The following is a 23,748-nucleotide window of genomic DNA, read 5'->3' as shown; positions in this document are numbered from 1 at the left end:
GGCTCAGAGACGTTCGATGATGGTGGCAATGCCCATGCCGCCGCCGACGCACAGCGTGGCGAGGCCGTAGCGCAGGTGCCGCGCTTCGAGTTCATCGAGCAAGGTGCCGAGGATCGCGCAACCGGTCGCGCCCAATGGGTGCCCGAGGGCGATGGAGCCGCCGTTGACGTTGACCTTGGCTGGGTCGACCGCCATGTCTTTGATGAATTTGAGCACCACGGAAGCAAAGGCTTCGTTGACTTCGAACAGATCGATGTCTTCGACCCGCAGGCCAGCCTTGGCCAAGGCCTTGCGGGTGGCCGGTGCCGGGCCGGTGAGCATGATGGTCGGGTCGGTGCTGGTCACGGCGGTGGCGACGATCCTCGCCCGTGGCTGTAAACCCAGGGCGCGGCCCTTGGCTTCGGAGCCGATCAGCATCAGCGCCGCGCCATCGACGATGCCAGAGCTGTTGCCCGGCGTGTGCACATGGTTGATGCGCTCGACGTGGCTGTAAACCCGCAGCGCGGTGGCGTCGAAACCCATTTGCCCCATCATTTCGAAACTCGGCTTGAGTTTGCCCAAGCCCTCCAGCGTGGAGTCGGCGCGGATGAATTCGTCGTGGTCCAGCAGCACGATGCCGTTCTGGTCCTGCACTGGCACCAGGGATTTAGTGAACGAACCGTCAGCCCGAGCGCGGGCGGCTTTGTGTTGCGAATGCAGGGCGTAGGCATCGACGTCTGCACGGCTGAAGCCTTCGAGGGTGGCGATCAGGTCGGCGCCGACACCTTGCGGAGTGAAGTGGCTGTGCAGGTTGGTTTGCGGGTCCAGCGCCCAGGCGCCACCGTCGCTGCCCATGGGCACGCGGGACATGGACTCGACACCACCGACCACCACCAGGTCTTCGAAGCCCGAGCGGACCTTCATCGCGCCGAGGTTGACCGCCTCCAGGCCCGACGCGCAAAACCGGTTGATCTGCACTCCGGCGACGCTGACGTCCCAATCAGCGACTTGCGCGGCGGTCTTGGCGATGTCCGAGCCTTGATCGCCGATGGGCGTCACGCAGCCCAGCACGACGTCGTCAACCTGGCTGGTATCGAGGTCGTTGCGTTGCTGCAGCGCCCGCAGCAGCCCCGCCGCCAGGTTCACCGGCTTGACGCTGTGCAAGGCGCCGTCGGCCTTGCCTTTGCCACGGGGGGTACGTATCGCATCGAATATCAAAGCTTGGGTCATGACGTCCTCGAACCGCTGGGCAGATGAATAATTGCAGCCCCCACCATCTCGCCGTCGAGCGAAGGTTTCAATGACCGCAGTGCTCATGCGCGTTGACGCTCGCGCTCAGACGAACGGTAGCCGGCTAATCGATTCATCTATTTCCACAACGGAACTGTCTAGCCAAAGGGCGGGCAAGAAGCTGGCGATAGGCCTCATGCGTTTTTAATCACTTCCATAAAGCTTTCCATATGAAATGGATCTAAGCCATAAGTGACGCGGGCCCTAAGGTGAACTTGTACGAGATCGTTGTCGGGTTTTGCCGAGACGCTCGTCAGACAGGATGTTCAGCGTCTGCCGCCAGGGAGTTCCACCAGGCAGGCAATCAGCAAATAACAAAAAAGGCGGTCAAGCCATGTTCAAACATTCGAAAGTTCGTCAAGCAGGACTGATTCTCTTCGCTACTACACTGTTGTTGATCTTGCCCAATCTCACCAAGGTCATAGGCTGACGCGTGTCTTGATGGTCCATCGACCCACTGAAATGTGAACGGCTCGCTATCCCCGTCGTGCGCGGGTGTGCCAACCTTTACGGCACACCCACGACATGACGGTCATTACGTGAAAGCGCTTACCTTGCTCGGGGCTTTGCTGTTGAGCACGCCCTTGTTTGCCGCCCAACTCACTCTCGAGTTGGGCGCACAGAGTCACACCTGGCAAACCGAGGCGCTGCTCAAGCACTCAGAAGTCAAAACAATTACTGTCAGCAACGACGTTTCCTACAAGCGCACGATGACTTACCGCGCCGTGCCGGTGGCTGCCTTGTTGACTGGGATTAAGTCAGACGACCATCTGCAAGCGGTGGCACTCGACGGTTTCGCTGCAGAAATGCCCGCTGCGCCATTGCTCAACACCGAAGGCGCGCAAGCCTGGCTAGCGATCGAAGACCCGGCCAAGCCGTGGCCAAGACTGTCAGCAGACAAACCCAGCGCCGGGCCTTTTTACCTGGTATGGACGCACCCCGAGGCCGCCAATATCAGCCCGGAGCAGTGGCCGTTCCAAGTCTCCAGTATCAAGCGCCTGGCACCAGTGGCGGAGCGCTTCCCTGCCCTGCTGCCCGATCCGGCGTTGAAAGCGGATGATCCGGTCAGTCAGGGCTTTGCGCTGTTCCAGAAAAATTGCCTGGCCTGTCACCGTTTAAATGGCGCAGGTGATGCGCAGTTTGGCCCGGATTTGAACATTCCATTCAGCCCCACCGAATACTTCGGCGCCGACTTCCTCAAGCGCTACATCCGCGACCCGCAGAGCTTGCGGCATTGGCCACAAGCGAAAATGCCCGGGTTTAGCGAAGCAGTATTACCGGCCGGGGACCTGGATAAGCTAGTGGAATATTTGACGCACATGGCCGGGCGGAAGGTGCAGCGTTGAGCTCCGAGCCATAAGCTTCAAGCATTGGGCTGCATGGACGATCGCTATCGCGAGCAGGCTCGCTCCCACAGGGGAAACGCGTACCGCCCGAGACCAGGTCGGCTTTAAGGCCGCCTCGGGCGCTGTGCTTTTGATCTGGCTTTTGATCTGCCCTGCCCCGTTAACCAGAGGCTGAACGCAGGTCTTGCGCAGTGGACAACCCGGCAGGACGCCGGGTTAGCCGCCCCCGGCCAGGGATGGCCGATGGCGGCGGGCCCACGGAGCAAGGCCGGAGTGAAGGCATGCCGAGCCTGGGCGAGGCACCGAATGGAGGGGATCAAGCGCTTGGTTACTTGGCGCTTTTCCAAGTAACCCGCTGTAAGAGCGGAACCCATAGAGGCCATTACCCAAGGAATGGATATGTACACCTGCGAAATCTCTAGTGCCTGGTAAAAAGCCATCGCTGGCAAGCCAAGCTCCCACAGGGATCTACGGTGTTTTCGAGAAATTCGCCAGCAGGCTCGGCGCCTTCGTCGGGACGCCTTCGCGAGCAGGCTCGCTCCCACAGGGGGATCGTGCTCAGCCTGCTCGCAAGGTGCTGCGATTACTGCTCCTGCACCGAGATCATCGGCAGCGGCGTTGGCGAGACGAAGACCTTGGCGTGCATCTGCTCGCAGCCACCGCCACGGCGCATGCCGCGCACCGGGCAGGCGTCGAGATAATCGAGACCTACGGCAAGTTTTAAATGGCGCTCCGGGCGCGCCAGTTCGTTGGTCACATCGAAGCTGTACCAGGCGTCATCCAGCCAGGCCTCTGCCCAGGCGTGGCTCGCCAAGTGTTCGCTGTTCTCGCTGTACAGATAACCCGACACGTAACGCGCAGGGATGCCCAGGCTTCGGGCGCAGGCGATAAACGCGTGGGTGTGGTCCTGACACACGCCCGCGCGCCCGGCGAAGGCCTGCGCCGCGCTGGTGTCGACTTCGGTGGAACCCGGCGTGTAGGTGATGTGTTGGTTCAAGCTGTGCATCAAATCGATCAGCGCGGTACGGTCGCGGCGCTTCTTGCATTGCTTGTCGGCAAATCCGCGCAAGGCTTCGTCCGCTTCGGTCAGCCGGGTAAAGCGCAGGAACGGCAGCGCCGATTGGCTCTCATGCTCGGCTTCGCGCAGTTCATCGATATCGACCTGGCCACGGGCGCCAATCACGATCGCTTCATGAGGCTCGTCCATGGTCAGCACGTGAAGGATGTTGCCGAACGGATCAAGCTGCGCGCGCACGGGGCGTGGCAGGTCGAGTTGCCAGCTCAGGACATGCTGGCGCTCGCTATCGTGAGGGGTCAACCGCAGGTACTGGATGCTCGCCCGCACCTGATCCTCGTAGTGATAGGTGGTCTCGTGGCTTATGGAAAGTCTCATGCAGCCTCCAGGTAGGAACTGTGTATGGCGTTACCCAACTGGCGCACCAGCGGGATGAACTCGGTCAGCCAGGCGTGCAGGCCTTCGTCGAGAATTTCGTTGATGCCGGTGTAGCGCAGGCGCGCGTCCATTTCGGCGGCCAGGCGCTGTGCCGGTCGACCGTTAGCACCCGGCAAACTGGCGAGGATCTGGTCGATCTCCTCGGTACAGGCACGCAGGGAACGCGGCACATCGGCACGCAGCAGCAAGAGCTCGGCGACATGCCGGGCACCCGGCGCATCGCGGTAGATTTCGGTGTAGGCCTCGAACGACGACAAGGCCCGCAGCAAGGCACTCCACTGGTAATACGCGTGGGCGGTGCTGTCACTGACCGCTTCGGCCTGGTCACCGGCCATTTCGTAGCGGGCATCGAGCAGGCGCAGGGTGTTGTCGGCGCGCTCGATAAAAGTCCCTAAACGAATGAAGCGAAACGCATCGTTACGCATGATGGTGCCGTAGGACGCGCCACGGAACAGGTGCGAACGTTCCTTGATCCACTCGCAGAAACGGCTCATGCCGTAGCGGCTCAAACCCTGCTCGGCGATGCCGCGAATTTCCAGCCAGGTGGAGTTGATGTTTTCCCACATGTCCGCGGTAATTCGCCCACGCACCGCATGGGCGCTGGCCCGAGCGGCGCCGAGGCAGCTGTAGATGCTGGCCGGGTTGGCGGCGTCAAGGGCGAAGAAGTGCAGCAAGCGTTCGGCGTGCAACGCACCGTGGCGTTCGAGGTAGTCCTCAAGGGTGCCGGTGATCAACAACGGCATGGCCAACTCGTGCAAACCGTCGCCGCGACCGTCCTGCGGCATCAGCGACAGCGAATAACTGACGTCGAGCATCCGGGCGAGGTTTTCCGCCCGCTCCAGGTAACGCGACATCCAATACAGATCCGAGGCAGTTCTACTTAACATTGGCAGGCATCCTTCAATCCTCAACCACCCAGGTGTCCTTGGTTCCGCCGCCCTGGGAGGAGTTCACCACCAGGGAGCCTTCACGCAGGGCCACTCGGGTCAGGCCACCGGGTACGACCCGGGTTTCACGGCCAGACAGCACAAACGGGCGCAAGTCGATGTGGCGCGGCGCAATGCCGTTTTCGACAAAGGTCGGGCACGTCGACAGGGATAACGTCGGTTGCGCGATGTACGCGTGGGGCTTGGCCTTGATGCGCTCGCGAAACAGTTCGATTTCCGCTGCGGTGGCCGCCGGCCCCACCAGCATTCCGTAACCGCCGGAGCCTTGGGTTTCCTTGACTACCAAGTCTGGAAGATTCGCCAACACGTGGGAAAGTTCAGAGGGATTGCGACATTGCCAAGTCGGCACGTTCTTCAGGATCGGCTCTTCGTCGAGGTAGAAACGGATCATGTCGGTCACGAACGGATATACCGATTTGTCGTCCGCCACCCCGGTGCCGATGGCATTGGCCAGCACTACGTTGCCCGAGCGATAGGACGACAGCAGGCCCGGCACGCCGAGCATCGAGTCCGGATTGAACGCCAGCGGATCGAGGAAGGCGTCGTCAAGGCGACGGTAGATCACGTCGACCGCTTTCGGGCCATCGGTGGTGCGCATGAAGACTTTGTCGTCACGCACGAACAAATCCGCGCCTTCCACCAGTTCCACGCCCATTTCCCGTGCGAGAAAAGCGTGTTCGAAGAACGCACTGTTGAAACGCCCAGGCGTCAGCACCACGACGCTGGGGTTATCGATCGGGCTGGAGCTTTTCAGCGTGTCGAGCAGCAGGTTCGGGTAGTGATCGATGGGCGCAATGCGCTGCGCCGAAAACAGCTCGGGGAACAGGCGCATCATCATCTTGCGGTCTTCGAGCATGTAGCTCACGCCGCTCGGCGTGCGCAGGTTGTCTTCAAGTACGTAATACGAGCCATCGCCATCACGCACCAAATCGACGCCAGAGATGTGCGAGTAGATGTCGCGGTGCAGGTCGAGCCCTTGCATCGCCAACTGGTATTGTTCGTTGGCCAGCACTTGCTCGGCCGGAATGATGCCGGCCTTGATGATGCGCTGCTCGTGGTAGAGGTCGGCGAGAAACATGTTCAACGCCTTGACCCGCTGGATGCAGCCGCGTTCGACGATCCGCCATTCGCTGGCAGGGATGCTGCGCGGAATGGTGTCGAAGGGAATCAGGCGCTCAGTGCCCTGCTCGTCCCCGTAGAGCGTGAAGGTAATCCCGGCGCGATGGAATAACAGATCGGCCTCGCGTCGCCGTTGGGCCAGCAGCTCATCCGGCGTTTCGGCCAGCCATCGGGCGAATTCCCGATAATGCGGACGGACCTGGCCGCCAGCATCGTACATCTCATCAAAATAGGTGCGGATCATGCCGTACTCCTTGTCACCCGGACATCTAGGCTTCGCAAGGCCCGTGCCATCGGCAGAAACGCTTTGATTTCAATCGGTTGGATAAACGCGCCACAGGTGCCGCACCATTCCTGTGCGACAAATGCCCCCACCCGATCGCCCCCGCTTCATTGCGAAGCAATGCAGTGCTCTATCAGGAGCATAGTCACAGTTGATTTCACTGCGCGGGGATCGCTCCCCATAATCCGCGCATCCGCTGAAAAATCCTCGCCAGGCCAAGCGCCGCGAAGTCCTCAGCCCACATTCTTGAATGGCGCTTGCGCCCCTTTGTATCAAGCCTGATCGGTTCCTGCTCCTTTCCGATCTTCCCTTTTGGCCACCCGTTTGGGTGGCCTTTTTTTGCCCGGAGTTTGTTGTTTCGAGGTTTTGCGATGACGTTCCGGGCCGCTTTCGAGGAGCGAAAAAGCAAAACGGCCGACCCGAAGGTCAGCCGAGGCTGAGTGAATGACGCTGTTCATAATGTCAGGCGAGTCGCCCACGGACCTCCTGCTTGACGCCCCACCCTTCGACGACGCCGCCCAGAGGTTCGACGGCCGCTTCGAAGTCCTGCTCGAAATCACCAATGCCGCCGTAAGTGGCGTACATCACCTTGCTCAATTCCAGATACCACGCGCCATCATCGCGCGCGCTGACCTGCGCATTGAGTGATTCACCTTGAAATTGACCTGCCGCCCTGCGCGCCCGCTCCTCGTCCGGGAAAATGGCGTAGAACTCGATGGGATGGAAACGGGAAAAATCGAAACCGCCTTCTTTCATGCGGCGCAGCACACTGGTACTGATGTCTTCTTGATAGGCTGTTGTGCTCATGAAACGTCCTCCTCAATCCGATGGATAGACTTTCCGTACTCCCAACGCCCGACACCAAGGGGTGAAGGCGACACGGCCAGCAAAGGACCGTCGGGAAACAAGCATGTAGCTGACAAGACCAGACCTTAGCGATCCGTTCGCTGATCTCACTTGCAGAGTAGCCCTAAGGGAGAGCCGCTGCCAAGGTCTGTTATGGAATCGTTCAGGAGAGGTTCAGACCGGCGTGATGCTGAGGATTTCAATGCTGTTCTGAGTCTTCAGGCTTTTGACCGTGGGATCATCGGTGCGACCTTCCAGGTCATTGAGGTCCAGAGCCGCCACGACAGGAAGACGACGAGCACGAATGAGTTTGGCGGCCTGTTCGTTACTTGGACGCTCTTCGCTCTCGAACACCTCTTCCATTTGTTCTTCGTGATCATCTACGAAAGTGACTTTCCACTTTTGCATCGGTGCCTCCTCGATAAAACCCGTTGGTGGGCTTCTTACCTGTATCTCGACCTTGCGCAACGGTGCATTGTTCAACCGGATCTACCCATCGGCGCTGCAAAAAAAACCGCCACGAGGGCGGTTTCTTCGCAAACGTCCAAGTTACTTCTCGGCACGTTCCTTCAAGGCTTTGAGCGTGTTGAACGGCGCATCGACCACAAACTTGTTGGCGACCATGGCCGGCACGCTACCGCCCGGTTCGGTGTGCACCTGGTAAGTCACTTCGATCTGATCAGCACCTTTGGGCACGAACTTCCAGAAGCCTTTGACCTCTTTCACCCGAACGAAGCCTTTTTCTTCCGGAATGTAGGTCGGCACGCCTTCGAGGTTGCGTGTCAGGCTGCCATCAGCGCCTTCGACGGTGGTGACGTGCAGCACCGAATCGCGCGGAGTTACGGGCCAAGGCGTGTTGAACTGGGTGTAGGTCCAGCTTTGGTCGCCTTCGTGCTTGAGCAGTTTCTGCGCCTTGCATTCGTGAATCCAGGCACAGGCCGCGGCGACGTCTTCCTGCAAGGCGCGCAGTTTGGCCATGGTGGTTTTCATCACGGTCACACCGCGATACGCCTTGTAATCGGAGCCCGGAACTTCGCTCAACGAGACTTTGATGCCGTCCTGATTCTTGGCTTCCTTCCACTCCTCGGCCTGGGCTGCCGTGGTGGCGAGCACAGCCGTGAGGCCGACGAGGACAGCGATACGATGCAGCGAACCCATGGTTGTATTCCTTATTGTTGAAGTTCCGTTGATTGACACATCTACGCGGCCGTCGCGGCTTCCCACCAACCGATCAACCGGATGGCCTCTTCGCTGCTGGTGCCGCACACCTCAGGATCAGCTTCGAATGCGGAGCACACCGCTGGGCGTTCCGGCCTACCGAAGATGCCGCACAGGTTTTCGACCGAGAGTTGGATGCAACGTTCTCCCGCCGGTTTGCCATCGGGCATGCCGGGAATCGGAGAACTGATGGAAGGGGCAATGCAACAGGCGCCACAGCCTTCACGGCATTTCATGACGACACGCTCCTGACGGTGATGTGAACATAACGGGGCACAGAGTAACCGCTAAAACAGTTGTTTCAAATTATGATGACGGGGTTTTTATGCTGAGCGGAGCGTGACTGGGCAGTCTCCGACCAAACGTCATGACGGGCGCGACAAATCGGCGGGACGCTACTGCTTGAACTCGAAATCCAGCGCCGCGCCTTCGACGTCGCGACGCTCCTCGTTGCGCAGCTGCAACTGCATTTCGTTGCTCAGCAACCGACCATTGAGCTGGAAAGGACTGCTGCCGGCCTTGTCGCCGAACATCTGCGGCAACACCGCATCGTGTCGAGGCAGCGGCACGGTGCCGACCGGCTTCATTTCCTCGACCAGGTCCTGGGGCAGGCTCAAATCCAGCTTGGCGGGCGGCAGCGGGGTCTTCGCCACTTCGCGGGCCGATTTTGACTTCGAGGCGATGGGTGGGCGCTTTTTGACCTTGGCGGCTTTCTTCTGCTGCGGGGTTTTCTGCGGCGCTTTTTTCGCGACTGGCTGGGCAGCCGGAGCAGCCTTCGGCACGGGTTTAGTCGGGCTGGCGGGTGGTTTTTCCTGGGCATTGGCGGCCGACACGCCAGGCGCGGCGAGCGCGGGCATCAGAACGCAGATCAATAGCCAGGCAGCAGGAACAATCGATTTCATAGTGACAGCGGCGCTAACGGCAGAGGGCCACATGCTCGCTTGTTGGGAAGGTTTAAACAAGCGCGGACCGCATAAGTCAGCCCGCACTGTCAAAAACCGCTGGCGGTTTCCTGGCACAGTTGCGTCGCCAGCAGGCCCAATGTCATCAACGCGCGCTCGGCCTCGCGGTTCCACGCGGTCCCGCAATTAAGACGAATGCAGTGATTGAATTGCTCGGTGTTGCTGAAGATCAGCCCCGGCGCGATGCTGATGCCCTGCTGCAAGGCGCGCACGTGCAATTCCTGGGTATTGACCCGCCCCGGCAGGCTGACCCACAGAATGAATCCGCCAGTGGGCCGAGTCATCTGCGTGCCTTCAGGGAAATATTGCTGCACCGCCAACTGGAAAGCGCTGAGATTCTTGCGGTACTCCTGGCGGATATAGCGCAAGTGGCGATCGTAACCGCCGTTTTCCAGGTACGCCGCGATGCCCATTTGCGTGACGCTGCAGGCCGAGTGCGTACTGAAGGTTTGCAGGCGCTGAATCTCCTGCTGGTATTTGCCGGCGATCATCCAGCCGATACGCACGCCCGGCGACAAGGTCTTGGAAAAACTCGAGCAATAGATCACGCGATCCAGACGATCGTAGGCCTTGAGCGATTTTGTCTTGCCCTGTTCGAACATCAACTCGCCGTAGATATCGTCCTCGACGATCTGAATGTCGAAGTCCGACGCCAGGCGCAGCAGTTGTTTCTGCCGTTCCTCGGGCATGGTGCCACCGAGAGGATTGCTCAGGCGCGTGGTCAGCACCAAGGCCTTGATCGACCACTGGTTGGCCGCCAGTTGCAAGGCTTCGAGGCTCATGCCGGTGGCCGGATCGCTGGGAATCTCAATGACTTTCAGGCCGAGCAAGTCAGCCAGTTGCAACAAACCGTAGTAAGTCGGTGACTCGGCGGCTATCAGGTCGCCGGGGCGGGTCAGCACGCGCAATGACATCTGCAGCGCGTCGACGCAACCGTGGGTGATCACCACTTCCGAAGGGTCGACCACCACGCCGGCATCGCGCATGCGAATCGCCACTTGGCGGCGCAGCGGCTCGAAACCGGGGCTGAACATGTAGCTGAACGCCCGCGGGCTGTGGAAACGCGTGACCTTGGCCAATTGCTGGTGCAGTGCCCGCACCGGCAAATAATCGACGCTGGGCACCGCCGCGCCCAAGGGGAACACCCCTTCGCGACGGGACTCAACCAAGACTTGCTGGATGATGCTACTGCGGGTCACCAGGCCAGGGCGTTCAACCCGGGCGATGTCTGGCGTCGGCGCAGTGAGTGCCGGCGTCTGGTGCACGTAGTAGCCCGATTGCGGTCGCGCGCGGATCAGCCCCTGATCCTCGAGATTGGCATAGGCCTGCAACACCGTGGCGTGGCTGACGTTGAGCTGCGAGCTCATCTTGCGCACCGAAGGCACGCGCTCCCCCGGCTGGTAAACACCACGACGGATGTCCTCGGCCAGTTGCTGAGCAATACGTTGGTAAAGCAAGAGATTGGTCATGACGCGGCACTCGATATCATGGGCATATTATTCTTTTGCGGAACAGTACCGGCACAGTTTAGAAGTGTACTGGGACAGTTGCCACAATAGTCCAGACCACTCCGGAGTGACAGGAAAAACTGTACTGTTTGCGAGCTCATTCGCAGGGCAAAAAAAACCCGGTACCGCCAGGGCACCGGGTTTTCCAGTGACGCCAACCTTAGCGGGCGGCGCCGAGCTGGCCTTTTTCGTCGGAGAACACAATTTCCACTCGACGGTTCTGCGCACGACCCCGCTCCGTCGCGTTGACGTCCACGGGGAACTCGTCGCCATAGCCTTCGACCTGGATACGTTTGTCGTCGACGCCGAGGTCGATCAACAGGTCCGCCACCGATTGCGCACGGTCGCGCGACAGTTTCAGGTTTTCTTGCTTGCCGCCCGTGCTGTCGGTGTACCCCTCGATCCGCACCACGCGCTTGGGATTGAGCTGGAGGAACTGGACGATTTTCAGCACCACACGATTGGCCGAGTTTTTCAGCTCCGCTTCACCGGTGTCGAACAACATGTCACCCAGGGTCATGACCAGGCCGCGGTCGGTCTGCGCGGTGGCCAGGGCGACGATCTGCTCTTCGAGCCACTTGCCCTGCTGCTGCACGCTCAGCAACTTGGATTCGCGCAATGCCAGTTGCAGGCGTTGGCGCTCCAGATCGAGCTTGGCGGCCTTTTCCTCGTTGAGTACTTGCTGCGTGTGTTCGCGGGCGATCTCGCTGTAGCGCTGGCTGAGGTAGGCGTAATGCACCACATCCGAGCCACTGCCCCAGTAACTGGAGAGGCGATCAGCACGGGCCAGGGACTCACCGGCGCGAATCACGTCCTTGGGCGCGATGCGCAGCACGTTGGAATCTTCCTTGACGGTCTGGAAGTCGGCGCTGGCTTGCTGCAGCGCGGCTTCGCTGTGCTGGCCGGCGCAACCGTACAGGCTCGCGCAACCGATCAACAGTACAGCGCCCAAAGCACGAGAGATCAGGTTCATTGGGCATCCCCCAACTGCTTGCGCAGACGAGCGATGCGGGTATTGAGCAGGTTCAGCTGCTCCTCACTCTTGAGGGTCAGGACCTTGGCTTCCGCCAGGCGCGCGTCCAGCTCGGCTTGTTCGGCGCGCATGCGGGCATTCTTGTACGACTCGTCGGCCATGTTGCCCTGGGCGCGGTGGAATTTGTCTTCCGCCAGTTTCATTTCCGGCACGTCGTCGGCGCTGGCGCCCACGGCTTTGGCTTGTTTGAGTGCCTGTTCGGTCAGACGTATCTGTTCATTCGGCGCTGGATCGGCTGCACACCCGGCCAGCGTCAAAACGGCCAGGGCCGCGAAAAGAGGTCGAATACTCACTAATGTTCCCTACTGTTTTGAGGCGCTGACGGCTGGCGGTTGCGGTTGTGAGAGTTGCGCTTGCCAGCGCTCGAGATTGCGCTGCAACGCGGCTTGCGTCAGGCCGGACGCGGGCAATTCTGTCATCTTTTTGGCCAGCTGTCCGCGCAACCATGGATCGTTGCAGGCCGAGTTATGGGAAACCGCCAGGTACACGCCAGGCTGATCGGCAGGTTGCGGGCGGGCCAGCAAATCTTTGCCCATGCCCAATGTTTGCACCATGGCCATGCCCGAATAGCGCCCGGCGAGGACAAATTCCACTTCGCCCAAGAGCAATTTCTGATACGCCTGGGTCAGGTTGGCTGTACGGGTCAGGGACAATTGCTGCTCGGCAAAAGAGCCGAATCCTTGGGTCATCCGCGCCTTTTCCGACACGGCACCGGGGTGTCCGTGAAGGTCAGCCGCCTGGTTATAGACCAGCGTCGAGTCCTGCCGCGTCCAGACCAGGTAATCATTGGTCAGCAGCGGTGGGTGGATGTAATCCAAGGTGTCCAGGCCAAGGCTGGTCAGCGATGCATCGGCCAGCATGTCCATGCGTCCGCTGCGCACTTCCTCCAGGGCCTGGGCGCGTTTGCCGGTGTAGAGTATTTCGACTTTGATGCCCAACTCCCCCGCCACTTGCTGCAAAAGGTCAGCACTGGCGCCAATCAGGTGCTTGGGGTTCTGTGGATCCTGCCACAGATACGGCGGCGCGTCGGGGCTGCCGGTCACCACCAGCCGCTCACACTTGCCGGCGGCCAACGCCAGGGGCGAGAGCATCAGCCCGGACAATAGCAGGCAGCGGTTCCAGTGGCGCAGTGGCATGGCGAAACTCCTCACACTCAAATCGCGGACAATAAAAAACCCGGCCAAAAGGCCGGGCTCTTTATAAGTGAAGCAGCTGGATTAGACCAGCTTCTCCAGCTCAGGGATGGCTTCGAACAAGTCCGCCACCAAGCCGTAATCGGCCACCTGGAAGATCGGCGCTTCTTCGTCCTTGTTGATCGCAACGATCACTTTGGAGTCTTTCATGCCGGCCAGGTGCTGGATCGCGCCGGAGATACCGACCGCGATGTACAGTTGCGGCGCAACGATTTTACCGGTCTGGCCAACCTGCATGTCGTTCGGTACGAAACCGGCGTCGACTGCGGCGCGGGAAGCACCGACGGCAGCGCCCAGCTTGTCGGCCAGGGCGTACAGGTGTTTGAAGTTGTCGCCGTTCTGCATGCCGCGACCGCCGGAAACGACGATCTTGGCGGCGGTCAGTTCCGGACGATCGGACTTGGCCAGCTCTTCGCCGACGAAGCTGGAGATCGCCTTGTCGTGAGCCGCAGCCACTGCTTCAACGGCAGCGGACCCACCTTCAGCGGCAACCGGGTCGAAACCGGTGGCGCGCACGGTTATCACTTTGACCGAGGCGTTCGATTGCACCGTGGCGATGGCGTTACCGGCGTAGATCGGGCGCTTGAAAGTGTCAGCGCTTTCGACCGAGATGATCTCGGAGATTTGGTCCACGTCCAGTTGCGCAGCGACACGCGGCAGGATGTTTTTGCCGTTGGAGGTCGCGGCCGCCAGGATGTGGCTGTAGCCAGCGCCCAGCTCTGCCACCAGCGGAGCGACGTTTTCCGGCAACTGGTGAGCGTAGGCAGCGTTGTCGGCCGACAGGACTTTGCTCACGCCAGCGATTTTTGCCGCGGCTTCCGCCACGGCGCCAGCGCCTTGACCGGCGACCAGAACGTGGATATCGCCGCCGATTTTGGCAGCAGCAGCCACGGTGTTCAGCGTGGCCGGGGCCAGCACTTTGTTGTCGTGTTCAGCGATTACCAAGATAGTCATGGTCAGATTACCTTCGCTTCGTTTTTCAGTTTCTCGACCAGTTCAGCCACCGACTTGACCTTGATACCCGCGCTGCGTGCCGCAGGCGCTTCGACTTTCACAAGCTTGTTGGTGGAGGCGGTGGAAACGCCCAAAGCGTCCGGAGTCAGCACTTCGAGCGGCTTCTTCTTGGCTTTCATGATGTTTGGCAGCGACGCGTAGCGCGGCTCGTTCAAACGCAGGTCGGTGGTGACGATGGCCGGCAGTTTCAGCGAAACGGTTTGCGCACCGCCGTCGATTTCGCGGGTCACGGCAACGCTGTCGCCCGAGACGTCGACTTTCGAGGCGAAGGTGCCCTGACCGTAGCCGCTCAGTGCGGCGAGCATCTGGCCGGTCTGGTTGTTGTCGCTGTCGATGGCTTGTTTGCCGAGGATCACCAGTTGCGGCTGTTCCTTGTCGACAACGGCCTTGAGCAGCTTGGCCACGGCCAGGGATGTCAGATCTTCAGCGGACTCGACGAGGATGGCGCGGTCGGCACCCAGAGCCAGCGCGGTGCGCAGTTGCTCTTGAGCGGTGGACGGGCCGATGGAGACGACGACGATTTCAGTCGCAACACCTTTCTCTTTCAGGCGTACGGCTTCTTCCACTGCGATTTCGCAGAACGGGTTCATCGACATCTTGACGTTGGCGAGGTCAACGCCGGAATTGTCCGCCTTGACGCGAACCTTGACGTTGTAGTCCACAACGCGTTTGACAGCTACAAGAACCTTCATGGATTCCTCGTTACTCTCCGGTGAAAAGAAAGTCGCCTAGGCGAACCTGGCGGTTGATGCTCATCGGGCCAAGGGCACCTCTGAAAACGCTGGCATTTAATCAACAGGTAACCGCTGCTCACGGGGGTAATGACCGTTCATCAGTGGTGACTGACGAGTCATTCATTATCGTGGCGTGTAAACTGCGCGCCATAACCGCGCGACGCATTACCTTGTATGGCCTTCGCCCTGTCTTTAGAGGTGCTCTTGAAACCTGCAGTCAGCCTACGGCGAGCGCAAAACCGACCGTATCTTGACCGGAACGCCTATTCCGGTCAATACGGCAAAATGGCCAGTCATAAGCCGCGTAACTTTGATTTGTCTGGCTTGGAGCCGATTCAAACAAACGTTTGTATTGGACGCTGACAGTGGTGTAGATATAATGCGCCACCTAGAGAGAAAGGTGGGTCATCCATTGTCTCCTTTGCGTGTTTTCGAAGGAAATAACGGATGCAACGCCAAACCTCCAATTAGAAAAGAACTGTTGAGCCCTGAGTAGGAGATAGCCTGTGGAACGCGAATACATGGAATTCGACGTGGTCATCGTCGGTGCCGGCCCCGCTGGCCTGTCCGCCGCCTGCCGTTTGAAGCAGAAGGCCGCCGAAGCCGGTAAGGAAATCAGCGTCTGCGTGGTCGAAAAAGGCTCCGAAGTCGGTGCTCACATTCTTTCCGGCGCAATCTTCGAACCCCGCGCCCTGAACGAATTGTTCCCGGACTGGAAAGAACTCGGCGCGCCGCTGAACACGCCAGTGACCCGCGACGACATCTTCGTCCTGAAGAATGCCGACAGTGCCCAGAAAATCCCTGACTTCTTTGTGCCCAAGACCATGCACAACGAAGGCAACTACATTATCTCCCTCGGCAACCTGTGCCGCTGGCTCGCACAGCAGGCGGAAAACCTCGGCGTCGAAATCTACCCGGGCTTCGCCGCCCAGGAAGCGCTGTTCGACGAGAATGGCGTGGTCCGCGGGATCATCACCGGCGACCTCGGTGTCGACCGCGAAGGCCAGCCGAAAGACGGCCTGTACACCCCAGGCATGGAACTGCGCGGCAAATACACGCTGTTCGCCGAAGGCTGCCGTGGCCACATCGGCAAACAGTTGATCAAGCGCTTCAACCTCGACAGCGAGGCCGACGCCCAGCACTACGGCATCGGCCTGAAAGAAATCTGGGAAGTCGATCCGGCCAAGCATCAGCCAGGTCTGGTGGTACACACTGCCGGTTGGCCGATGGACATCATGGGCACCGAGAACACCGGCGGCTCCTTCCTCTATCACCTGGAAAACAACCAGGTTGTGGTCGGTCTGATTGTCGATCTTTCCTACAGCAACACCTTCCTGTCGCCGTTCGATGAATTCCAACGCCTCAAGCATCACCCGGTGCTCAAGCAATACCTCGAGGGTGGCAAGCGCATCAGCTACGGCGCGCGCGCGATCTGCAAGGGTGGCCTGAACTCCCTGCCGAAGATGGTCTTCAAGGGCGGCGCGTTGATCGGTTGCGACCTCGGCACCCTGAACTTCGCCAAGATCAAAGGCAGCCACACCGCGATGAAGTCCGGCATGCTCGCCGCCGACGCGGTGGCCGATGCCCTGTTCGCGGACAAGGACGGCACCGAGGAACTGACGACATACGTCGACGCGTTCAAGAAGAGCTGGCTGCACGACGAATTGTTCGCCAGCCGCAACTTCGGCCCGGCGATCCACAAGTTCGGCGCCATTGTCGGCGGCGGTTTCAACTGGCTCGACCAGAACATCTTCGGCGGCAAACTGCCGTTTACCCTGCACGACAACAAGCCGGATTACGCCTGCCTGAAGCTCGCCGCCGACTGCAAGAAGATCGACTACCCGAAACCCGACGGCAAAATCAGCTTCGACAAACTCAGCTCGGTATTCATCTCCGGTACCAACCACGAGGAAGAACAACCGTGCCACTTGAAGCTGACCGACCCGAGCATTCCGATTGGCAAGAACCTGCCGTTGTACGATGAACCGGCCCAGCGCTACTGCCCGGCTGGCGTGTACGAGGTGGTGACCAAGGAAGACGGCGAGAAGCGCTTCCAGATCAACGCCCAGAACTGCGTGCACTGCAAGACCTGTGACATCAAGGACCCTTCGCAGAACATCACATGGGTCGCACCCGAAGGTGCCGGTGGGCCGACTTACCCGAACATGTAAGACGTTTCGCTGAATGAAAAAAGGCTCCCGGTTGGGAGCCTTTTTTATTGCGCAATGTTCAGACCTTTAATCCCAACTCCGCCGACAACCGCTCCGTCACGCCTTTAATCAGCGGAATCAGCTCGGCCATTTTTTCCAGCGGCATATAGGGCACGGTGCTGGCGATGCTGATGCCGGCAACGATGCGTTTGCTTGCATCGCGAATCGGCGCCGCCACGCAGCGGATCGACGGTTCGTTGTCCTCCAGGTCAAAGGCATAACCGCCAGCCACGTACTCGACCATGCGCTCGCGAAACTGCTCCCAGGATTGCTCCGGGTGCAGCGGCCAGAACTGATTTTTCCCACCGGCAGGCAGGCTGATTTCATACAGCCGCTGCCAATCCTGCTGACTGTCATCGAGCATCAACGCCTTGCCGATCCCGGTGCGCGCCAGCGGCATGCGATGGCCGACCCGCGAACGCATCTCCGGACCGTTGCGCCCGGGGTTCTTGTGCAGGTACAGCACTTCGTCGCCTTCGCGGATCGCCAGGTGGATGGTGTCGCCAGTCAGTGCCGACAACTCGTCCAGGTACGGTCCGGCCAGGGTCACCAGCGGCAACTCTTCGCGGGCCTGGAAACCCAGCTCGATCAGCTTCGGCCCCAGCAGGTAGCCGACTTGCGGCACCACCCGCAGATAGCGCTCGTCCACCAGGCAACTGGCGAGCCGGTGCGTGGTGCTGCGCGTGGTGCCGATCAGCCGGGCGATTTCCTTGAGGTCGCGGGCGCCACTGGCCACCGCTTGCACCACACCCAGGCCGCGTAACAGCGTCTGAGTGCCAGTGGGTGCGGCGTCCTTTGCGGTTTTTGGGGCGTCTTCCTGCATATCCAGCCTTTACCGTTGAGCGAGTGAACGGGCGGCATTATGGTCGCCCGACGGCAGCGACTACAACTCGATGCGTTCCACCTTGCCGACCAGCAAGATGTAGGACAGCGCCCCTAGCAACGCCAGAACCGAGATGTAGGTAATCGCCGGCGCAAACGACTCACCGGTGGCGAGGAAGCCGATGACAATCGGCGTGGCAATCGCCGACAGGTTGCCGATGAAGTTAAACACCCCGCCGGTCAGCCCAAGCAAACGCGCCGGGGCCAGGGTCGACACCAGCGACCAGGTGATCGACGCCAGGCCATTGCCGAAGAACGCCAGGGCCAGGAAGGCAATCACCAGCGGCGTCGATTCGACGAAGTTGGCGCCAATGATCGAGGTGGAAATCAACAACCCGCCAATGATCGGCAGCTTGCGGGCGAAGCCCACGCTGTAGCCGCGACGAATCAGGAAGTCGGAAAAGAACCCCGAGCACAGCACGCCGATAAACGCGGCGAGGAACGGCAGCGACGCCAGCAAGCCGGACTTGATGAAGTCCATGCCGCGGTATTTCACCAGGTAGGTCGGGAACCACGTCAGAAAAAACCACAGGGTCGAGTTGAGGCAGAACTGGCCGAGGTAGATGCCCCACAGTTTGCGTTTGCTCAGCACGATACCGAGGTCGATCCAGCTGAATTTGGCTTTGACCTTGGCCTGCTCGGCCTGGATATCCACCAGCCCGCCGCCGTCGCGGATCAGTTCGATTTCCGCGTCGTTGGCACCTTTGAAATCCCGCGGCTCGCGGTACACCGCGTACCAGATCACCGCCCAAAGGATGCCCACCGCACCGGTGCTGACAAACACCATGTGCCACCCATATTGATGCTGCAGCCAGGCCAGCACCGGCGTCAAAAACGCCAGCCCGACAAATTGCCCGGAGGTGTAGAAACCGATCGCCGTGGCACGTTCGCGCTCGGGAAACCAAGTGGTCACCACACGGCTGTTGATCGGATAGGCCGGCGCTTCCAGTGCACCCACTGCCATGCGCAGGACGAACAGCGCGATGAAGCTGCCCGCGAAACCGAGCATCACCGTGGCCAGCGACCACAGCAGCAGTGCGACGCTGTAGAGAATCCGTGGCGGTACCCGATCCACCAGCCAGCCGCCGGGGATCTGCATGGCCGCGTAGGTCCAGCCGAAGGCGGAGAAAATCAGCCCGACGTGGATCGGATCGATCCCCAATTCGCTGGTCAGCGCCGGCGCTGCAATCGACAGGTTGCTACGGTCCAGGTAGTTGATCACCACGGTGATAAACAACAACACCATGATGAAAAATCGCTTGCGGCTGGGCGTCACCAATGACGCCTGCCCAGTGAGGGTTTGCGGTTGCATGGGAGGTGCCTCTATTTATAGTTATTGAGGTTGGCCTGTGGCCTTGCACTGAACCCAGTGGGAGTTGGCTTGCTAGCTCCCACAGGGTTCATGGGTGAATCAAACAGCACTCACCACTCAGCAAAACTGCCATCGGCATGCCGCCAGATCGGGTTGCGCCAGCGGTGGCCGACGGCCGCGCGCTCGATCACGTATTCCTCGTTGATCTCGATGCCCAGGCCCGGGCCGTTGGGAATCTTCACGAAGCCTTTTTCGTAGTCGAATACCCGTGGATCTTTGACGTAGTCGAGCAGGTCGTTGCTCTCGTTGTAGTGAATGCCCAGGCTCTGTTCCTGGATAAACGCGTTGTAGCAAACCGCATCCAGTTGCAGGCAAGCCGCCAGGGCAATCGGCCCCAGCGGGCAATGCAGCGCCAGCGCCACGTCGTAGGCCTCGGCCATGTTGGCGATCTTGCGGGTTTCGGTGATGCCGCCGGCGTGGGACGCATCCGGCTGGATGATGTCGACGTAGCCTTCGCTCAACACGCGTTTGAAGTCCCAACGCGAGAACAGGCGCTCGCCGAGGGCAATCGGGGTGCTGGTCAGCGGTGCCAGTTCCTTCAGTGCTTCGTAGTTTTCACTGAGCACTGGTTCTTCGATAAACATCAGTTTGTACGGGTCGAGTTCCTTCATCAGTACCTTGGCCATGGGCTTGTGCACCCGGCCATGGAAGTCGACGCCGATGCCGACATTCGGGCCAACCGCATCACGCACGGCGGCGACGTTGGCCAGGGCCAGGTCGACTTTCTCGAAGGAGTCGAGGAACTGCAGTTCTTCGGTGCCGTTCATTTTCACGGCAGTAAAGCCCCGCTCCACCGCTTCTTTCGCGGCACGCGCAGTGTCGGCCGGGCGATCACCACCAATCCACGAATACACGCGAATCTTGTCCCGCACCTGGCCGCCGAGCAAATCGCTGACCGACACGCCCAGGGCTTTGCCCTTGATGTCCCACAAGGCCTGGTCGATACCGGCCAGCGCGCTCATGTGGATGGCGCCGCCACGGTAGAAGCCGCCGCGGTAGAGCACGGTCCAGATGTCTTCGATGTTGCGTGGGTCTTTGCCGATCAGGTAGTCGGACAATTCTTCAACCGCCGCAGCCACTGTGTGGGCACGGCCCTCGACCACGGGCTCGCCCCATCCGGTCACGCCTTCATCGGTCTCGACTTTGAGGAAGCACCAGCGTGGCGGCACGATGAAGGTGGTGAGTTTAGTGATTTTCATCTCGTACTCTCTTTTTGTAGATGCAGTCTTGTTAGAGGCAGCGCCCGTGGCGCCAGACATTCTTAATGCAGGGCCTTCCAGGCCGCGACATAAGCCTTGGCATTGGCCGCCACGTCGTCCACGCTCATGCCCGGTTTAAACAACCCGGAGCCGAGGCCGAAGCCTTTTACGCCGGCGTCGATAAACACCTGCATGTTGTCGGGAGTGATACCGCCCACCGGCGCCAGAATGGTCCCGGCCGGCAGCACCGCGAGCCAGGCCTTCACCACCGCCGGGCCCATCGACTCGGCGGGAAACATCTTCAGCACGTCGGCGCCTTCGGCCAGGGCGGCGAAGGCTTCGGTCGGCGTCGCCACACCCGGTGACAGGTAAAGCCCGGCAGCCTTGGCGGCGCGCAATACCTTGGCGTCGCTGTGCGGCATCACGATCACCTGTCCGCCCGCCGCTTTGACCTGCTCGACCTGTTCCGGCGTCAGCACCGTACCGGCACCGATCAGGCAATCGGCGGGCAAGGTACTGCGCAAGATGCGGATACTTTCGTACGGCTCGGGGGAATTGAGCGGCACTTCAATGACGCGAAATCCGGCCGAATACAGGACTTCTCCGATGGCCGCCGCTTCCTGCGGACGTAGTCCACGCAGGATCGCGATCAAACCGTTTTGTGCCAGTGCTTGCTTGAGCATGTCAGCCCTCCAGTGAGGTGGAACGGAATTGGGTGGTGTCGAGCAGCCCGGCGGCCACCGCGAGTTGCCACAAGCCACGTTCGGTGGCTTGTTCGGCGAGGCTGATGCGGGCAAAACCGCAGGCCTTCAGCGCCCGGCTGTAGCGGGCGCAGAGTTGTGAATTGCCGATCAGAATGATGGAGGGCAGCACCGCGCCCGGGCGGCGCTGGCGCTGCACACCGGCCAGGGCGGACAGTTCGTGGCCGATCAACAGGCCCGACAGATAGTCAGGTTGCGCACTGCCGCTGAGTTCGCTGGTCAGCCCCAAGCTGCGGGCGCTGAACAGGGTCGACAGCGGGCCGATCTCGCCGTCCGCCGACAGCGCGACCTGCACGCCACGGTCAAACGCCACTTCTTCAAACGAAGCACTGCGCTGCTGGGTGCGGCCAAGAATGCTGTGGTCGCTGAGCACGGCGAAGATTTCACCGGTCATGAAGGTGTCGAAACGCTGGATCCGGCCCTCGGCGACTTGCACCCATTTCGAGTGACTACCCGGCAGGCCGATCAACAGGTCAGCGCCCGCCTCCCCTGCCAGGCTCTGCAGCACGCCAAGCACTTGGGTCTCTTCGCCACGCATGACATTGGGCAAACGTGAACGCTGAATCACCCCCGGCACGATGTGCACATCCACACCGCGCAGGCTGCGCATTACTTGTAGGGAGTTTCCGAGATGGGCGACATCCGCCGGCGTGTCGACGTAGGCCGCTTCGCGCCAACCTTGCGCGCTGCCGACCATGCCACAGGCAATCACCGGCAAACCGGGTTGGGCGTCGAGCCAGTCGCCGCAGGCCTCATCGAAAGCCAGTTCAAATCCGTCAGCGCAGAGCTGACCGGCAATCATCCGCGGAGTCTTGGGCAACTGCATGATGCCGGACGACAGCGCACGCTGTTCCAGCACCTGTCCCGCATCGCCGAGTTTGTAAGCACGTAATGAGGTTGTCCCCCAATCGAGCGCGATCAATTGCGCCAGCATCGCTTCACCTGTTCTGTTTATTGGCAGTGAGTGCGCTGGACTATAAACCCGCGAACGGGAAAATCTCAATATATAAATATCACTCCCACATTGTGGGATTAAGGCGACTCACAGAACCGTCAACATCCCTCGGCGAAATCCCTCAATACGGCGCCATCCATGCGATAGCGCACCCACTCTTCCTGAGGCTGTGCGCCGAGGGATTTGTAGAATTCAATGGCCGGTGTGTTCCATTCCAGCACGCTCCATTCAAAGCGACCGCAGTCATTGGCACAGGCGATTTTGGCGAGATGGCGAAGCAGGGTTTTGCCCGCGCCGCCGCCGCGTTGCGACGGGGTGATGTAGAGGTCTTCGAGGTACAGGCAATTGCTGCCGAGCCACGTCGAATAGCTGAAGAAAAACACCGCAAAGCCAATGGGCAAACCATCGCGCAGGCAGATCAAACCGTGCGCCGTCGCCCCTTCGTTAAACAGGCTGCGCTCGATGTCGGCAACGCTGGCAATCACTTCATGGCGAGCCTTTTCGAAATCGGCCAGTTCGGTGACGAACGCGAGGATTTGCGGCGCGTCACTGGGCGTGGCCGGGCGGATTTCGATGGTCATGGACGAGCCTTGTCGACAGAGGAAAACGCCATACTAAGGCGCCAATGAGCGCTCGTCACATTTGTCTCTCGGCACGACGGCGACACAAACGCTTACAGCCGCCCCGCTACCGTTCGTCGTCAATCAGGCACCAATCCAAAATTCGCGCGGACCAACATCAGGTAAGGACTCAAATAATCGGAGACGACACCATGATCAAATCCACATTGACTGCCCTCGCTCTCGCCACACTGATTTCCCCGCTCGCATTCGCCGCCACGGCCACTGGCACCGGCCCGACCAACCCGGTCGATAGCCCAAAGACTCCCGCACTGCAAGGCACTCCCGGCACAGGTAACGGCGCCGACATGAATAATTCGTTGCCTGCCACCGGCACTGACCCACGCACCCAGGGCAACGACGCCGGCCGCCAGGGCGGCTTGAATACCCCAGACGCCACCGCGCCCGACAACGCGGGCACTGGCATCGGCTCTAAAACCACTACCGGTGGTTCCGGCTCCGAAGGTGGTGGCGCCAGTCAGTAAAGGTTTCACCCGCAGCACCTATCCACAGCCATGAAGAGGTAACCATGAACGTTGATAAAAACCTTGAGAAAGAAGTCCTGACCCGTCTGTTGCACGCCCATCCGAGCGGCCTGGGCAAGGAGGTTCTGGACAATTACCGGGGTGAAAAGGTCGTGGCCCACGCCCTTGCCGACTTGCAGGACCGCGGGCTGATCCAGCACGGGCATGTCACCTGCAACGAGGCCGGCGAGCACTCGCTGAACTTACCGATCAAACTCAGCGCCTCGGGCGTTGAAGCGGCACGCAAGTTGGATTCGTAAGCCAGTGATCCCGCAGCCCTGCGGGGCTGCGGACTTTTCA

At 60.3% G+C, this 23,748-nt stretch carries 25 protein-coding genes; 4 read left to right on the top strand and 21 right to left on the bottom strand.

Translation table 11 applies throughout. The features are described from left to right. Window positions 1-3: 3 nt before the first annotated feature. The gene (locus RG836_RS03525; protein ID WP_310843248.1) at window positions 4-1,209 is read right to left on the bottom strand and encodes an acetyl-CoA C-acetyltransferase; all 1,206 of its coding nucleotides are present in this window, start codon (window positions 1,207-1,209) and stop codon (window positions 4-6) included. A gap of 599 nt (window positions 1,210-1,808) precedes the next feature. Between RG836_RS03525 and RG836_RS03520 the strand changes: the two genes are divergently transcribed. After that, entirely contained in the window at window positions 1,809-2,615 is an 807-nt protein-coding gene (locus RG836_RS03520) for a c-type cytochrome (protein WP_310843246.1), read from the top strand. A gap of 583 nt (window positions 2,616-3,198) precedes the next feature. Here the strand turns inward: RG836_RS03520 and RG836_RS03515 are convergent. The 14 genes from RG836_RS03515 to RG836_RS03450 form a co-directional block, all read right to left on the bottom strand. Further along, complete coding sequence (locus RG836_RS03515) at window positions 3,199-4,008, bottom strand: transglutaminase family protein (protein ID WP_310843243.1); 810 nt, start codon at window positions 4,006-4,008, stop codon at window positions 3,199-3,201. Next, window positions 4,005-4,955 (bottom strand): alpha-E domain-containing protein, encoded by a 951-nt coding sequence (locus RG836_RS03510; RefSeq protein WP_310843242.1) that lies wholly within the window; start codon window positions 4,953-4,955, stop codon window positions 4,005-4,007. The genes RG836_RS03515 and RG836_RS03510 overlap by 4 nt, the downstream gene beginning before the upstream one ends. A gap of 13 nt (window positions 4,956-4,968) precedes the next feature. Then, window positions 4,969-6,378 carry a circularly permuted type 2 ATP-grasp protein gene (locus RG836_RS03505; RefSeq protein WP_310843240.1) on the bottom strand — a complete coding sequence of 470 codons (1,410 nt, stop codon included), beginning with the start codon at window positions 6,376-6,378 and terminating at the stop codon, window positions 4,969-4,971. Window positions 6,379-6,879: 501 nt separating this feature from the next. Continuing rightward, window positions 6,880-7,224 carry a ribonuclease E inhibitor RraB gene (locus RG836_RS03500; protein ID WP_310843239.1) on the bottom strand — a complete coding sequence of 115 codons (345 nt, stop codon included), beginning with the start codon at window positions 7,222-7,224 and terminating at the stop codon, window positions 6,880-6,882. Window positions 7,225-7,437: 213 nt separating this feature from the next. Then, window positions 7,438-7,671 carry a hypothetical protein gene (locus RG836_RS03495; RefSeq protein ID WP_310843238.1) on the bottom strand — a complete coding sequence of 78 codons (234 nt, stop codon included), beginning with the start codon at window positions 7,669-7,671 and terminating at the stop codon, window positions 7,438-7,440. Between the two features lie 141 nt (window positions 7,672-7,812). Beyond that, on the bottom strand, window positions 7,813-8,421 hold the full coding sequence (locus tag RG836_RS03490) for an START domain-containing protein (protein WP_310843236.1): 609 nt from the start codon (window positions 8,419-8,421) through the stop codon (window positions 7,813-7,815). A 41-nt stretch (window positions 8,422-8,462) separates the two neighbouring features. After that, window positions 8,463-8,717 (bottom strand): YkgJ family cysteine cluster protein, encoded by a 255-nt coding sequence (locus RG836_RS03485; RefSeq protein ID WP_310843235.1) that lies wholly within the window; start codon window positions 8,715-8,717, stop codon window positions 8,463-8,465. Window positions 8,718-8,876: 159 nt separating this feature from the next. Continuing rightward, window positions 8,877-9,383, bottom strand: a complete 507-nt coding sequence (locus tag RG836_RS03480; RefSeq protein WP_310843234.1) for a translation initiation factor 2 — start codon at window positions 9,381-9,383, stop codon at window positions 8,877-8,879. A gap of 89 nt (window positions 9,384-9,472) precedes the next feature. Beyond that, the gene (locus RG836_RS03475; RefSeq protein ID WP_310843232.1) at window positions 9,473-10,912 is read right to left on the bottom strand and encodes an aminotransferase-like domain-containing protein; all 1,440 of its coding nucleotides are present in this window, start codon (window positions 10,910-10,912) and stop codon (window positions 9,473-9,475) included. Between the two features lie 199 nt (window positions 10,913-11,111). Beyond that, on the bottom strand, window positions 11,112-11,924 hold the full coding sequence (locus RG836_RS03470; protein ID WP_310843231.1) for an OmpA family protein: 813 nt from the start codon (window positions 11,922-11,924) through the stop codon (window positions 11,112-11,114). Continuing rightward, window positions 11,921-12,277 carry a DUF4398 domain-containing protein gene (locus tag RG836_RS03465; RefSeq protein ID WP_310843230.1) on the bottom strand — a complete coding sequence of 119 codons (357 nt, stop codon included), beginning with the start codon at window positions 12,275-12,277 and terminating at the stop codon, window positions 11,921-11,923. The genes RG836_RS03470 and RG836_RS03465 overlap by 4 nt, the downstream gene beginning before the upstream one ends. A 9-nt stretch (window positions 12,278-12,286) precedes the next feature. Then, on the bottom strand, window positions 12,287-13,120 hold the full coding sequence (locus RG836_RS03460) for a substrate-binding periplasmic protein (protein ID WP_310843228.1): 834 nt from the start codon (window positions 13,118-13,120) through the stop codon (window positions 12,287-12,289). Window positions 13,121-13,201: 81 nt separating this feature from the next. After that, window positions 13,202-14,131, bottom strand: a complete 930-nt coding sequence (locus RG836_RS03455) for an electron transfer flavoprotein subunit alpha/FixB family protein (protein ID WP_310843227.1) — start codon at window positions 14,129-14,131, stop codon at window positions 13,202-13,204. Window positions 14,132-14,133: 2 nt separating this feature from the next. Beyond that, window positions 14,134-14,883 (bottom strand): electron transfer flavoprotein subunit beta/FixA family protein, encoded by a 750-nt coding sequence (locus RG836_RS03450; protein ID WP_310843225.1) that lies wholly within the window; start codon window positions 14,881-14,883, stop codon window positions 14,134-14,136. A 548-nt stretch (window positions 14,884-15,431) separates the two neighbouring features. On the opposite strand from RG836_RS03450, the gene RG836_RS03445 reads away from it, so the two are divergent. After that, complete coding sequence (locus RG836_RS03445; RefSeq protein WP_310843224.1) at window positions 15,432-17,096, top strand: electron transfer flavoprotein-ubiquinone oxidoreductase; 1,665 nt, start codon at window positions 15,432-15,434, stop codon at window positions 17,094-17,096. A 58-nt stretch (window positions 17,097-17,154) separates the two neighbouring features. Here the strand turns inward: RG836_RS03445 and RG836_RS03440 are convergent, their stop codons facing one another. From RG836_RS03440 to RG836_RS03415, 6 genes are all read right to left on the bottom strand, one after another. Further along, window positions 17,155-17,958 carry an IclR family transcriptional regulator gene (locus RG836_RS03440; protein WP_310843222.1) on the bottom strand — a complete coding sequence of 268 codons (804 nt, stop codon included), beginning with the start codon at window positions 17,956-17,958 and terminating at the stop codon, window positions 17,155-17,157. A gap of 60 nt (window positions 17,959-18,018) precedes the next feature. Further along, window positions 18,019-19,329, bottom strand: coding sequence for an MFS transporter (locus RG836_RS03435; RefSeq protein WP_310843220.1), 1,311 nt, complete (start codon window positions 19,327-19,329; stop codon window positions 18,019-18,021). Between the two features lie 110 nt (window positions 19,330-19,439). Next, window positions 19,440-20,588, bottom strand: a complete 1,149-nt coding sequence (dgoD, locus tag RG836_RS03430; protein WP_310843218.1) for a galactonate dehydratase — start codon at window positions 20,586-20,588, stop codon at window positions 19,440-19,442. 62 nt (window positions 20,589-20,650) lie between these two features. Then, window positions 20,651-21,271, bottom strand: a complete 621-nt coding sequence (locus RG836_RS03425) for a 2-dehydro-3-deoxy-6-phosphogalactonate aldolase (protein WP_310843216.1) — start codon at window positions 21,269-21,271, stop codon at window positions 20,651-20,653. A gap of 1 nt (window position 21,272) precedes the next feature. Then, window positions 21,273-22,283, bottom strand: a complete 1,011-nt coding sequence (locus RG836_RS03420; protein WP_310843213.1) for a 2-dehydro-3-deoxygalactonokinase — start codon at window positions 22,281-22,283, stop codon at window positions 21,273-21,275. A gap of 119 nt (window positions 22,284-22,402) precedes the next feature. Further along, the gene (locus RG836_RS03415) at window positions 22,403-22,885 is read right to left on the bottom strand and encodes a GNAT family N-acetyltransferase (protein ID WP_310843212.1); all 483 of its coding nucleotides are present in this window, start codon (window positions 22,883-22,885) and stop codon (window positions 22,403-22,405) included. A gap of 191 nt (window positions 22,886-23,076) precedes the next feature. On the opposite strand from RG836_RS03415, the gene RG836_RS03410 reads away from it, so the two are divergent. Together RG836_RS03410 and RG836_RS03405 are read left to right on the top strand one after the other, a co-directional pair. After that, entirely contained in the window at window positions 23,077-23,409 is a 333-nt protein-coding gene (locus tag RG836_RS03410) for a hypothetical protein (protein ID WP_310843211.1), read from the top strand. 44 nt (window positions 23,410-23,453) lie between these two features. Beyond that, complete coding sequence (locus RG836_RS03405; protein ID WP_310843210.1) at window positions 23,454-23,708, top strand: hypothetical protein; 255 nt, start codon at window positions 23,454-23,456, stop codon at window positions 23,706-23,708. Window positions 23,709-23,748 lie beyond the last annotated feature (40 nt).

This window comes from Pseudomonas rhizozeae, from assembly GCF_031583775.1.
GTDB lineage: Bacteria > Pseudomonadota > Gammaproteobacteria > Pseudomonadales > Pseudomonadaceae > Aquipseudomonas.
The sequence above is the reverse complement of the archived record's forward strand: the minus strand, read 5'-3'. Positions and strand labels throughout refer to the sequence as shown.

Bases quoted from the DNA above. Each gene is read 5' to 3' on its own strand.
- RG836_RS03525 (WP_310843248.1), bottom strand. From the start codon at position 1,209: ATGACCCAAGCTTTGATATTCGATGCGATACGTACCCCCCGTGGCAAA.
- RG836_RS03515 (WP_310843243.1), bottom strand. From the start codon at position 4,008: ATGAGACTTTCCATAAGCCACGAGACCACCTATCACTACGAGGATCAG.
- RG836_RS03510 (WP_310843242.1), bottom strand. From the start codon at position 4,955: ATGTTAAGTAGAACTGCCTCGGATCTGTATTGGATGTCGCGTTACCTG.
- RG836_RS03505 (WP_310843240.1), bottom strand. From the start codon at position 6,378: ATGATCCGCACCTATTTTGATGAGATGTACGATGCTGGCGGCCAGGTC.
- RG836_RS03500 (WP_310843239.1), bottom strand. From the start codon at position 7,224: ATGAGCACAACAGCCTATCAAGAAGACATCAGTACCAGTGTGCTGCGC.
- RG836_RS03495 (WP_310843238.1), bottom strand. From the start codon at position 7,671: ATGCAAAAGTGGAAAGTCACTTTCGTAGATGATCACGAAGAACAAATG.
- RG836_RS03490 (WP_310843236.1), bottom strand. From the start codon at position 8,421: ATGGGTTCGCTGCATCGTATCGCTGTCCTCGTCGGCCTCACGGCTGTG.
- RG836_RS03485 (WP_310843235.1), bottom strand. From the start codon at position 8,717: ATGAAATGCCGTGAAGGCTGTGGCGCCTGTTGCATTGCCCCTTCCATC.
- RG836_RS03480 (WP_310843234.1), bottom strand. From the start codon at position 9,383: ATGAAATCGATTGTTCCTGCTGCCTGGCTATTGATCTGCGTTCTGATG.
- RG836_RS03475 (WP_310843232.1), bottom strand. From the start codon at position 10,912: ATGACCAATCTCTTGCTTTACCAACGTATTGCTCAGCAACTGGCCGAG.
- RG836_RS03470 (WP_310843231.1), bottom strand. From the start codon at position 11,924: ATGAACCTGATCTCTCGTGCTTTGGGCGCTGTACTGTTGATCGGTTGC.
- RG836_RS03460 (WP_310843228.1), bottom strand. From the start codon at position 13,120: ATGCCACTGCGCCACTGGAACCGCTGCCTGCTATTGTCCGGGCTGATG.
- RG836_RS03455 (WP_310843227.1), bottom strand. From the start codon at position 14,131: ATGACTATCTTGGTAATCGCTGAACACGACAACAAAGTGCTGGCCCCG.
- RG836_RS03450 (WP_310843225.1), bottom strand. From the start codon at position 14,883: ATGAAGGTTCTTGTAGCTGTCAAACGCGTTGTGGACTACAACGTCAAG.
- RG836_RS03440 (WP_310843222.1), bottom strand. From the start codon at position 17,958: ATGCAGGAAGACGCCCCAAAAACCGCAAAGGACGCCGCACCCACTGGC.
- RG836_RS03435 (WP_310843220.1), bottom strand. From the start codon at position 19,329: ATGCAACCGCAAACCCTCACTGGGCAGGCGTCATTGGTGACGCCCAGC.
- dgoD (WP_310843218.1), bottom strand. From the start codon at position 20,588: ATGAAAATCACTAAACTCACCACCTTCATCGTGCCGCCACGCTGGTGC.
- RG836_RS03425 (WP_310843216.1), bottom strand. From the start codon at position 21,271: ATGCTCAAGCAAGCACTGGCACAAAACGGTTTGATCGCGATCCTGCGT.
- RG836_RS03420 (WP_310843213.1), bottom strand. From the start codon at position 22,283: ATGCTGGCGCAATTGATCGCGCTCGATTGGGGGACAACCTCATTACGT.
- RG836_RS03415 (WP_310843212.1), bottom strand. From the start codon at position 22,885: ATGACCATCGAAATCCGCCCGGCCACGCCCAGTGACGCGCCGCAAATC.
- RG836_RS03410 (WP_310843211.1), top strand. From the start codon at position 23,077: ATGATCAAATCCACATTGACTGCCCTCGCTCTCGCCACACTGATTTCC.
- RG836_RS03405 (WP_310843210.1), top strand. From the start codon at position 23,454: ATGAACGTTGATAAAAACCTTGAGAAAGAAGTCCTGACCCGTCTGTTG.